This window comes from Clostridium sp., from assembly GCF_026168755.1.
GTDB lineage: Bacteria > Bacillota > Clostridia > Clostridiales > Clostridiaceae > Clostridium.
In genome coordinates this window covers 1-12294 of the sequence record NZ_JAPFDR010000065.1, presented here as the reverse complement: position 1 = coordinate 12294, position 12294 = coordinate 1, and the positions used below count along the sequence as shown (strand labels likewise).

The following is a 12294-nucleotide window of genomic DNA, read 5'->3' as shown; positions in this document are numbered from 1 at the left end:
TAAAAGTAATTCACCGATAATGTTAATTAAATATTGATTATATATAAGTAAATAGGTTATAATTGAATCCACAATAACGACATCCTTTCATGGTTATTTTTGTTTTGTAAGAGATTCAATTTTAACATGAAATTAGGGGGGCGTTGTTTTTTTATACAAAAAAACTTGCGAAACCTTGATATATAAAGATTTAAAAAGAGAAGTAGTGTAGAAAACTTTACACTAACGTTAAAATTTTTGGGGTGAATTTATGAATCATAATAAGTCTTGTGAAATAGGTTATTTTTTGAAAGGTGAATGGATAAAAAATCTATCTTCTTAAAATAAAATCAATTTAAATGGAGGAAATATGAGAAAAGTTTATATCTTTAGTATTGTAATAATAATGTTTATATTTTATGGATGCTCAAGCAAAACTCTAGATGTTTCAAATTTAGAGCCATCAGATATTGTTATAAATTGTGATAATATAAATGTAACAGTACAAGACGAGACTATTAAATCTTCAAAAGAAAATATTACTTTAGTTTTAGAAAACAAAACAGAATATGAATACTTTTATGGGGTTGATTTTGAATTAGAAGTGGAATTAGATAATCAATGGTATAAGATCCCATTCGATAAAAATCCTGAATTTATAGAAATTGGATTGATATTAAAGGGAAATGGCAAATCTAATGAAGAGATAGAATTATCTAAGTATTTTTCAGACTTGCCAGAGGGTAAGTATCGTGTCGTAAAAACTTTTTATCTTGATGGTGTAAAAAATGTTGTAGCTGGTTTATTTAATATAAAGAAATAAATTTTATATTTTGCTATTTTATTAATAAAAGAAAATTGGAAATTTAAAAGTGGTGTTAGTATAAAGTAGTGGAAACATTTAGTCGAACTAAGAAAAATATTATTTAGTTAAGAAAGGATGTGTCCATTATGGGAAAGGGCAGATAAAAAATAATTGGCTATGCTTTCGGTAAAAGAATGACTAATAATTTAGTTATTAAAGCATTAAAAATGTTTATTACAGAAAATCTACTGACAAATATAAGGAAGTTATCTTTTATAATGATTTAGGATCTCAATACACTAGTAATGATTTAATAGAAATATGCTAGAAGTATATCATAAAAAAATTTGACTTTTTGTGTCCAACATATTGACTGTTTGCATCCACATATGCATATCTGTTTTTCGTGGTACTAAAATCTTGCAAAAGTAATAATTAATAAAGTCTAGTAATTAATTTATTAGACTTTATTAATTATTATTTCAAATCTAATCACAAAATTTTTATTTAACGCTCACAATATTCTAACTGCCTATGCCACCTTGAATAAATCCTTTATCAATATCTAAATTGCAATATTGAAGCTTTGAAATTTAACATTAACATAAGTTTATTAATACTAATTAACAATAGTTAACAACTGTAAATAACAGTTAACAAATAGTAACATACATATAACACTAAAATATTACAAAAAAGTATAAAATAGTGTTGGAATTAAAACTTTCAACTCAAAAATGAAGTTCAAGGGGGAACAACAATGAGAAGTATAAAGAAAAGGATTATGTGTGCATTGCTTGCAACTGGAGTTATGTTAACTAATGTGTTTGCTGACACTAATGACTTTATTGTAAGTGCAGAGGAAAAAATAAATGTTATTGCTGATTGGAAATTTGACTCTAACAATATTGAAAGTGGAAGCATTGCTGATAAGAATTTAGTTATAAAGGATGCTAGTGGCAATGGTAATAGTTTAAGACTTAACACATATGGAAATGCTGATGATTATAGCAAGTATATAAGCTTTTCTGATGATAAAATGTATGATGCAACTAATGGAAGCATAGTTATAAGTGGTGATAATTCTACTAGAGTAGGAGCTGACCTTATCACTGTAGATAATGCACCCATTAATAAAGAGGAATTTGAAAATGGATATACTATTGAATTTATTTATCAGCTACCTAGTGATTGGACTGTTGCAGATAAATGGATGTCCCTTTTATCAAGACAAGGTCATTCAGAAAGCATGGATGAGCCTGAACTTGGGACAATGAATGTTGCTGTTTCTAACTGTAAGGAAATTCAATTCTTAACTGCTAACAAGGATGATAATCATGAAATGCAATCTGCTTCTTGGTCTGTGTCTATGGACAAGGGTGGAGTTTGGTATCATATTGCAATAGTTAGTGATAATGAAAGTATTCGTACTTTTGTAAATGGAGCTGAAGCTTTTAGAGATTATATTGGTGATGATATGGTGGGGCTATATGCAGATCCTAATGATGGACGTTTTAGAATTGGGTCAAGCTGGTGGAAAGAAGGAGAAAGCACTATAGATAAATTTGCTAGAGGAAATTATCAGCAAATTAGAATATCTGAAGGTGCTTTAGATAAGAAAGATTGGTTAATTAGTAATCCAGAAAGCTATGTTGGTGAATATGGAACTAATGATGAGTTTTTTTTAAGAGATAACAATAATTATAATATGGTATTTATTCCTGATACTCAAAACACAATTAAGTTTAGAGGCAATGTTATGGATACTGCAATGGATTGGTTAGTTGAAAATGCAGATGATGCTAATATTGTATCTGTAACTCATTTAGGTGATGTTGTTGAAAATGGTAATAATGAGGATCAATGGAATACAACTGCATTATTTAATAAGCTGCCTAGGGCAGGAGTAAGATTACTTATGCAACCAGGTAATCATGACTGGCCAGAGTATTATGATAAATATTTTGGTGCAAGCAGTGAGTATGGAAGCTTAACTGAAAAATATGTAGTAAGAACTTCACCATCAGGTCGTAGTACTTATATGATAAATGAAGCTGGAAGTTATAAATATATGACTTTAGCAATTGATTATCATAGTTATGATACTGACTTAGCTTGGGTAGAGGAAATTTTATCAAGTACAAATATGCCTACAATTATTACAAGTCATGATTTACAAAATTGTTCTGATACTGCACCAAGTGATATTAAGTTAAGTGATAAAGGTAAGCAAGTTTGGGATGTAGTTAAAAAGTATAATCAAGTATTTATGATGATTGGTGGACATAGCCATGGGGCTGGAGATGAAATTTTAATTAATGATAAAGGAAATGAAGTAATTAGCATATTAGCAGATTATCAATTTTCACATAATGGGGGAAATGCTTTATTTAAATTTGCTGAGTTTGATGAAACTTTAAACAAAATATATCTTTCAACTTTTTCACCATATGCAGCTACTTTAAGTGATGAAGAAAGAACATTCTTTGATGTAAATTACTTAACAGGTGCTGGAAACTATAGTGAGTTTGATATTAATTTTGCAGAAAGATTTGCAGGGATGGATAAATCTAATGCTTTAACTGAAAGTAAAAAGCAATTAGTTAGTTTATTAGAAAAAATAGAAAAACTAAATTCTAATGAATATATTGAAAGTACTTGGGCTAAATTGCAAATAGTTATTGAAAAGGCAAATGGCGTTGTAGCAGATGAAAATGCACTTGAAGCAGAAGTTGCTGATACTTATAAAGAGTTAGTTAAAGCATACTTAGATCTAAGATTAAAACCAAGTAAGGAAAAGTTAGAAGAATTAATTAATAAGGTGGAAAGCCTAGATTCTAGTAAATATACTGAAGAGTCTTGGAGCAACTTACAAGATAAATTAAATAAAGCTAAATCGGTATTTGCAAATTTAGAAGCTACTTCTAGTGAAATACAATTTGCAGAAAATCAATTAAATAAAGCACTTAATGAATTAGTTGCAAAGGTAGAAAATGATAGTAACACAGAAGATAATGATGATAAAGAAGAAGGCAATGGAAATAATGGGGAAGAGGAAGATAAGAATAATTCACAAAATAATGGAAGTAATATAAGCCAAGGAAGTAGTAATAATAGCAACAGTAGTAATAGTTCTGCTACTAAATTGCCTCAAACAGGAAATGAGGTAGGGGTTATAGCTACTACTCTAGGATTTATTTTAACAGGTGCAGGCATAATTCTTAGAAGAAAAAAATAAAGAAGGTTACTATAAGTGAAATATTAATTAAGCGTAAAAGTTTTAGCGTATTTTATAATATTAAAAATAGCAGTAAAATATCCTAGTAAAGCTATAATTAAGGCTTTACTAGGATTAATTTTATTTATTATTTTTAATTTTCATATTTTCTAGAATCTTATTAGACCAAGGAATAAGGTTCTCAAGAGCTTCGCTATGGGAAATATCTATCTTAGGTAGATTATCAAATAAAAAAATAGATACATTTCTTAGATAAATCTAACATATTGTTATCTTTATATAAAAGAGCTAAAGATCTCTATAATAGTGGTTCTTCTGGATGTTTTTCAACACTTGATTTCAAAAATTCTATTACAGAATCAATTCCTCTATTATTTTTATAATAATTAGATAATCTTTGATATGCTCCTATATCATTGTTATTGACACTGAAAATTATTTATGATATCATTATCATAAAGTTAATAAAAGACATGGGTTGTTACTGGTTATGCAGGCTTTACCAAATTATTTATAATATTTTATAAAAATATTATTTCATTTGAGTATAGTCTTTTTTTATACTTTAAAATCAGTGAAAAGGGGGGATAAGAGGTGAAGATAGATAAAATTATAAATAACAATTTGATTAGAACCTTTGATAATAATGGTAAAGAAGTGCTTGTTATGGGATGTGGGTTAGGTTTTCAAAAGAAAATAGGAGACACAGTAGATCAAAGCAAGATAGAGAAGATATATGCTATTGAAAATAAAAGTGATTCTAATAAATTAATGACTTTACTATCGGAAATCCCTTTAGAATATATACAAGTTTCTAATGAAATTATTTCTTATGCAAAATATTCCTTAGGTAAAAGATTAAATGATAATATTTATATTTCATTAACAGATCACATTAGTTTTGCAATTGAAAGATATAAGCAAGGATTAAACTTTAATAATGCTTTATTATGGGAAATAAAAAGATTCTATAATCATGAATTTTTAATTGGTAAGGAAGCTTTGGCTATTATAAAAAAACGTTTAAACATCGAGTTGCCTGAAGATGAAGCAGCATCAATAGCATTACATATAGTTAATGCACAACTAAATTCTAGAAATATGAATGATACTTTAGATATAACAAAAATCATTCAAAATATTTTAAATATAGTTAAATTTCATTTCAATATAGAATTAGATGAATACTCACTTCATTATGAAAGATTTATTACTCACCTAAAGTTTTTTGCACAAAGAATGCTTAGTGGAAAAGTTATAAAAAGTGATGATAATAATTTTTGTGATATGATAAGAGGGCAATATAAAGATGAATATTTATGTGCAGAGAAGATTAAAAAATATATACAAAAAGAGTTTAATCACGAAATTTCAGATGAAGAAATGATGTATTTAACAGTACATATAAAAAGAATAATAAAAGAAGATTAAAAGGAAACTCAGCTTTCTTAGTTTGCTGGGTAAGTTTGATTAACTAAATCAAAGATTTAGAATTTTACTTAGGATTGTTACTAGTAATGTAGGCTATACCTAAGAATTATGGATTTGAGCGCTCATCTATAATTCTTAGGTTTTTTTATAAATAAAGGCTTAATTATGAAAGGTAGTTACTGTAAACAGAGGTTTTCTGTGTTATGGGCTTTACTTCATTAAAATTTATATATTTTAAATGGAGGAATAATAAAAATGGATTATGCAATAGTTGCAAAAAAGATACTAGAAAAAATAGGTGGAGAAAGTAATGTTAATAGTGTACAACACTGTATGACAAGACTTAGATTCGTATTAAAAGATGAAAGAAAGGCCGATGATGAGGCTATAAAGAAAATAAAAGGAGTAATGGGTGTTACTAAACAAGGTGGACAATATCAAGTAATTATTGGAAACAATGTAGTGACATGTTACAAGGAGTTAGTTAAGCTTGGAAATTTCCAAGAGGGAAGCTCTAATGAAGTAAAAGAGAAAAAAGGTGTAATAAATACTATATTAGATGTAGTATCAGGCTGTATGTCAGCTACAATGCCAGCTATAGTTGGTGCTGGTATGATCAAGGTTTTACTTGTAATATTACCGATGATTGGAGTATTATCAAATACTAGCCAAACATACACAATATTAAATGCTTTAGGTGATGCTACATTTTATTTCTTACCATTAATACTTTGTATTTCAGCATCTAAGAAGTTTAATATAAATGCATATACATTAGCAGCTGTAATTGGTGTTATGGTGTATCCAGAGTTTATTGGTCTTGTTGATGCCGGCGAAAAGATATCTATATTTGGGTTACCAGTAGCATCAGCTAGTTATGCTTATTCAGTAATTCCTGTAATTATGATGGCATGGATTATGACATATATTGAAAAATTTACAGATAGTATTACTCCAGCAGTTACAAAAAACTTTTTAAAACCTATGTTAACACTTTTAATTGCACTTCCAATTGCTTTAGTAGTTATTGGACCTATAGGATTTTATGCTGGTGAAGCATTATCATCAGCTATGGTGTTTATTTATGATAAAGCAGGATGGCTTGCTATAATGCTTATGGGTGCATTAATGCCATTATTAGTTATGACAGGTATGCATTGGGCTTTCGTTCCATTATCAATAATGAATATAAATAACCCTAATGTTGGATTTGATACTTTATTATTAGTTGGAATGTTATGTTCTAATTTAGCACAAGGAGCTTCTTGTTTAGCAGTATTCTTAAAATCAAAGAATAAAGATTTAAAGCAATTATCAGGTGCTGCAGCTGTTTCAGCTTTCCTTGCAGGAGTTACAGAACCAGCTATGTATGGTGTAACTTTAAAGTATAAGAAACCATTATATGCATGTATGATTGCAGGTGGAATTTCAGGTTTATATGCAGGTTTTGTTGGATTAAAATGTTATGTATTTGCTACACCAGCAATTTTATCAATAGTTCAATTTATTAATCCAAATGGTGGTTCTAACTTTGTAAATGCATTAATAGTTGCAGGAATGACTATGCTTATTGCTTTTGTATTAACTTTAGTATTGGGATTTGAAGATCCTGCTAATGAAGAAGAGGAAGAACAAATAAATGAAGAAGTAACTGTTGATAGAACTGAAGTTACATCAAGTTCAGTTGTATTATCTCCAATTGAAGGTAAAGCAGTTTCTTTAAAGCAAGTTAATGATATTACTTTCTCAGAAGAAATAATGGGAAAAGGTGCTGCTATAATACCAACAGTAGGTAGAGCTGTTGCTCCAGTAGATGGAATAGTTTCTGCATTATTTGAGACAAAACATGCTATAGGATTAACTGCAGATAATGGAGCAGAAATATTAATTCATATAGGATTAGATACAGTTAAATTAGGTGGAAAGCATTTTAAAGCTCATGTTAAGAGTGGAGATAAAGTAAAAGCTGGTGATTTATTAGTTGAATTTGATATTAAGGCTATACAAGAAGAGGGATATGAAATAATTACTCCAGTACTTGTTACAAATGTAGATAGCTATAATGATGTACTAGCATTAATTGATAAAGATGTTAAGGAAAAAGATGAGCTTATAAAAGCAGTTAAATAATATATAATTAATAGTTGGGAGAATATGTAGATAAAATTTATTTATATTCTCTTAACTATTAAATAAGATAAATGGAGGTATTTAAAATGATTAAGTTTCCAGAAAATTTCTTATGGGGAGGAGCTACAGCTGCTAACCAATTTGAAGGTGCATATAATGAAGATGGTAAAGGACTATCAATTCAAGATGTTATGCCAAGAGGAATAAAAGGAGCACCAACTGAAGAACCAACAGAAGATAATATGAAGCTTGTTGGTATTGATTTTTATCATAGATATAAAGAAGATATAAAGTTATTTGCAGAAATGGGCTTTAAAACTTTTAGATTATCTATTGCATGGTCAAGAATATTCCCTAATGGTGATGATAAAGAACCAAATGAAAAGGGATTAGAGTTCTATGATAAGGTTTTTGATGAATTAGCTAAGTATGGTATTGAACCATTAGTTACTTTATCACATTATGAGACTCCATTAGCACTTGCTAAAAATTATGATGGCTGGGTTGATAGAAGAGTTATAGGATTCTTTGAAAATTATGTGAGAACTGTATTTACAAGATATAAGGATAAGGTAAAATACTGGTTAACATTTAATGAAATTAACTCAGCATTACATTTTCCATTAATGAGTGCTGGAATATGGACTCCAAAAGAAAAGTTAAGTAAACAAGATTTATATCAAGCAATGCATCATGAATTAGTTGCAAGTGCATTAGCAGTTAAGATTGGTCACGAAATAAATCCAGAGTTTAAAATTGGATGTATGATTTTAGGTGTACCAAACTATCCATTAACTCCAATGCCAAGTGATGTATTAAAAGCTATGGAACAAGATAGAGGAAATCTTTTCTTTGCTGATATTCATGCAAGAGGAGAATATCCAAAGTATATGAATAGATACTTTAAAGAAAATAATATTGAAATTAAGTTTGAAGAAGGAGATAAAGAAATACTTAAAAATACAGTAGACTTTATTTCATTTAGTTACTATATGAGCTCATGTGCAACTGCAGATCCTGAAAAGAATAAGGAAGGTAAAGGAAATCTTATTCCAGGAGTACCAAACCCATATTTAAAAGCATCTGATTGGGGATGGCAAATAGATCCAGAAGGGTTAAGATACATACTAAACTTCTTCTATGATAGATATCAAAAACCATTATTTATAGTTGAAAATGGTCTTGGAGCTGTTGATGAATTAATTACTGATGAAAATGGTAATAAAACTGTAAATGATGATTATAGAATTAATTATTTAAATGATCATTTAGTTCAAGTGGCAGAAGCCATTGAAGATGGTGTTGAACTTATGGGATATACTACATGGGGATGTATAGATTTAGTATCTGCATCAACTGCAGAGTTAAGAAAAAGATATGGTTTCATATATGTTGATAGAAATGATGATGGAACAGGAACTTTAGAAAGATATAAAAAGAAGAGCTTTGACTGGTATAAAGAAGTCATAGCAACTAATGGTGGAAGTTTAAAAAAATAAACTTTAATAAAATTAGCCTTTAATAAGAAAATGTATTTAAAATAAATTAGCGAGAAAGCGCTTGTGGAAACACAAGCGCTTTTATCGTATAGTTTTTATAATTATTTTAAGAAAACAAATTCATTAGGTTTTGAATGTTCTTCTGAATAAGAGAATCCAAGTTCCTTAAAGTCTTTAACTTTTTCTATATCAGTAATATTATTTTCAGCTAAGTAACGTATCATAAGCCCACGAGCCATTTTAGCTTCAGTTGCTTTTACTTTAATTTTAGAGTTAACAAAACTTCCAAAAACACATGTTATGAAAGTGTCGTCTTTAGTTAAATATTTTTCTATAGTTTTGCTATATTCTTTCGAAGCAAGATTTAAGATAATATTAGTATCTTTAGTAAGCTCTTTATATAAAGTATCTCCCCAGAAAGAGTATAAGTTTTTATCATTTCCTATTGCTAATTTTGCTTGCATTTCTAATCTATAAGGAACAATACCATCAAATGGTTTTAAAATGCCATAAAAACCAGATAAAATTCTTAAATAATTTGATATATAATCAAATTCTGAATTGCTAAATGAGTCTGGTGACATGTATTTATATTGAATACCATCATAAGAAAGAATAGCAGGAGATAAGTTCTTATATAAATTCATATCCTTATATCGAGAATAGTTAAGCTCTGCAATTTCATCATTACAAGCTAAAAGTTTTTTTAAATCATCATAGCTATAATCTTTTAAATTATTATATAAATATTCTGTTTTCTCTATAAAACAAGGTATAGATTCGCTTATAATATCATCATTATTTATATTCATTTTTTTTGCAGGCGAAATAATTATATTAAATGTTTTATTCTTCAAGTTAATCAGCTCCTAAATGAAATATCATAAATAGTATATCATACATAATAATAGTTATTATATAAAAATTAAAGTTTTAAAATGGATTCTAGTAATAAATAGAATTATGAATAGGAAAAAATTAAGAATATTCTATAATTTAACTTTTTATAGTATAATTTATTTAATAAAAAGTGGAAGAATATAGAGAGGATAATATATGAAAATTGGATTAGTATTAGCTGGCGGTGGTGGCAAAGGTGCATACGAACTTGGGGTATGGAAGGCATTAAAGCAATTAAATTTAACTAAATACATATCAGTTTTTTCTGGAACTTCTATTGGAGCTTTTAACTCTATATTATTTGCTATGGATGAAGTTGAAAAAGCAGATAAGCTTTGGGAAGAAGTAACAATGGAAAAATTAGTGCCAATTAGCAAAAAAGAATTGATTAAAAGAGGAATTGGATTATACATTGGAGGAAAGAATCTACAATTAGCAAAGAAGTTTTTAACTGATAAATTAGAACATGGAGCTATTAGTAACGATGGAGCTGTTGAAATAGTAGAAAAGTATTTAGATTTTAATAAAATTAAGGAAAATAATAAGATATGTTATGCAGCATGTACAAAGCTACCTAATTTTAATGCTAAGTATTTTAAAATAAATGATTATGATAATGAAACGGCTAAAAAGATTATTTTAGCATCAGCATCATTGCCTTTGATATATGATAGTACCGAGGTTTTAGGAGAAAAGTATATAGATGGTGGAATAGCTGATAATGTTCCAATTCAACCTGTATACGGAGAAAAGTGTGATATTATAATTGTAGTTTTATTATCTAAAGATGCACAAATTGATAGATCACTTTATCCAAATTCAAGACTTATAATAATAGCACCAGAAAATTTAGTTGAAAATGCTATAACAGGCACATTAAATCTAGATACTAATGCGAAGCGAGTAAGAATAATTGAGGGGTATAATGATACACTCAATAAAATAGAACCTATTATGGAACTGATGAGGTTTATTAATAAGAAAGAAGAGGAAGTAAAGAATCCAACCTTGTATAGAACTTATAATTATTTAAAGGGTGTAAAAAGAAAAATGAACAAGAAGAAAAAAAGAAATTAAATTTTGTATTCATTATGGATCAAAATTAATTAATAGTTGTATAGAAGAACAAATTTAAAAATATTTTTATATGGATATAAATTATAGCTTTATTTATGTTATAAAAAATATAAAACATCAATATATAGTTTGGAACTATATGAAATAGCATGTTACAATATGAAAAAAGTTATAAGCGTGTTTGGAAGGAGAAAATATGGGTTATAAAAGTCATTTATACTATCTGAAAAAGTGTGTAGAGGTTTCTAGGAGGTCACGTGAGTCTGGAAATATGCCATTTGGGTGTATTCTAGTAAGTAGTGATGGAGAAGTGTTACTAGAATAAATGAATATTGAAGGTACAAATTATAAGTGCACAGGACATGCTGAAACACAGCTAATGGAAAAGGCATCTATGAAGTATACAAAAGATTTTTTATGGGGATGTACTTTATATTCAACAGCGGAGCCATGTGCTATGTGTACAGGTGCTATATATTGGGGGAATGTTGGAAGAATAGTATATGGAATGTCAGAAAAGGATTTACTAAAGATAACAGGAAGTGATCCTAAAAATCCAACATTTGATCTGCCATGTAGGGAAGTACTTGCAAGGGGACAAAAAGACATTGAGGTTATAGGACCTTTTAAAGAAATTGAAGAAGCGGTAGCAGAGGTCCATAAGGATTTTTGGAATAAATAAAAAGTTTAATATAAACTTTAATTATTTTGGGATTGAGAAAGTGTCTAGAAAACAAGCTAATACCACTACTAATGATTATGGGCTTTGTATTGTTCTAGAAGATAAAAGAAAAGTTATGAAATTATTAATGGTAACTTAAAGTAAAAAAACTTATTAAAACTTATTGCAAAATATTAAAAATATATACATTAAATAGTAAAATAGAATAAAAGATAATAAAAAGCTAGGGGTGCCAATAAGGCTGAGAAGGAAAAATCCTAACCCTATGAACCTGATATGGTTAATACCAGCGGAGGGAAGCTATAGAAATTTTTATAATTAATAGAAATTTAAAAAGATATACGAAAGTATATTATTTTTTAAATTTTATTGTAAAAAATTATTTGTTTAAAAGCTGTACTACTGTTGGTACAGCTTTTTTATTGTGCGCCCAGCATGGGCAACAACTTGACGGTGAAAGTCCGTTGTGGGCTTGGTAGTGGGAACCACTAGCTAATGACAAGGGTGTCCATCGTGAGATGGAATCTGAAGGAAGTCGGAGGCAAAGTCTTGG

General features: G+C 28.5%; 9 protein-coding genes and 1 riboswitch. Of the genes, 8 read left to right on the top strand and 1 reads right to left on the bottom strand.

Features of this window, described 5'->3' with window-relative positions; translation table 11 throughout:
* The first annotated feature begins 349 nt into the window (after nucleotides 1-349).
* From Q0Y03_RS14190 to Q0Y03_RS14170, 5 genes are all read left to right on the top strand, one after another.
* The gene (locus Q0Y03_RS14190; protein WP_297714463.1) at nucleotides 350-802 is read left to right on the top strand and encodes an immunoglobulin-like domain-containing protein; all 453 of its coding nucleotides are present in this window, start codon (nucleotides 350-352) and stop codon (nucleotides 800-802) included.
* A 742-nt stretch (nucleotides 803-1544) separates the two neighbouring features.
* The gene (locus Q0Y03_RS14185; protein WP_297714462.1) at nucleotides 1545-4022 is read left to right on the top strand and encodes a LamG-like jellyroll fold domain-containing protein; all 2478 of its coding nucleotides are present in this window, start codon (nucleotides 1545-1547) and stop codon (nucleotides 4020-4022) included.
* 594 nt (nucleotides 4023-4616) lie between these two features.
* On the top strand, nucleotides 4617-5453 hold the full coding sequence (gene licT / locus Q0Y03_RS14180) for a BglG family transcription antiterminator LicT (RefSeq protein WP_297714461.1): 837 nt from the start codon (nucleotides 4617-4619) through the stop codon (nucleotides 5451-5453).
* A 255-nt stretch (nucleotides 5454-5708) separates the two neighbouring features.
* Entirely contained in the window at nucleotides 5709-7583 is a 1875-nt protein-coding gene (locus Q0Y03_RS14175; RefSeq protein WP_297714460.1) for a beta-glucoside-specific PTS transporter subunit IIABC, read from the top strand.
* Between the two features lie 86 nt (nucleotides 7584-7669).
* A complete protein-coding gene (locus Q0Y03_RS14170) occupies nucleotides 7670-9082 on the top strand; it encodes a glycoside hydrolase family 1 protein (protein WP_297714459.1) in 1413 nt (470 codons plus the stop codon).
* Nucleotides 9083-9183: 101 nt separating this feature from the next.
* On the opposite strand, the gene yaaA is transcribed toward Q0Y03_RS14170, so the two are convergent.
* Nucleotides 9184-9939 (bottom strand): peroxide stress protein YaaA, encoded by a 756-nt coding sequence (gene yaaA / locus Q0Y03_RS14165; RefSeq protein WP_297714458.1) that lies wholly within the window; start codon nucleotides 9937-9939, stop codon nucleotides 9184-9186.
* A gap of 199 nt (nucleotides 9940-10138) precedes the next feature.
* On the opposite strand from yaaA, the gene Q0Y03_RS14160 reads away from it, so the two are divergent.
* The 3 genes from Q0Y03_RS14160 to Q0Y03_RS14155 all read left to right on the top strand — a co-directional run bounded on the left by Q0Y03_RS14160 (nucleotide 10139) and on the right by Q0Y03_RS14155 (nucleotide 11741).
* Nucleotides 10139-11059, top strand: a complete 921-nt coding sequence (locus tag Q0Y03_RS14160; protein ID WP_297714457.1) for a patatin-like phospholipase family protein — start codon at nucleotides 10139-10141, stop codon at nucleotides 11057-11059.
* A 196-nt stretch (nucleotides 11060-11255) separates the two neighbouring features.
* Complete coding sequence (locus tag Q0Y03_RS15580; protein WP_363318753.1) at nucleotides 11256-11384, top strand: hypothetical protein; 129 nt, start codon at nucleotides 11256-11258, stop codon at nucleotides 11382-11384.
* Nucleotides 11385-11741: a nucleoside deaminase gene (locus Q0Y03_RS14155; RefSeq protein ID WP_363318752.1), complete on the top strand. Its 357-nt coding sequence runs from the start codon at nucleotides 11385-11387 to the stop codon at nucleotides 11739-11741.
* Between the two features lie 215 nt (nucleotides 11742-11956).
* A riboswitch (TPP riboswitch) is annotated at nucleotides 11957-12056 on the top strand.
* Nucleotides 12057-12294 lie beyond the last annotated feature (238 nt).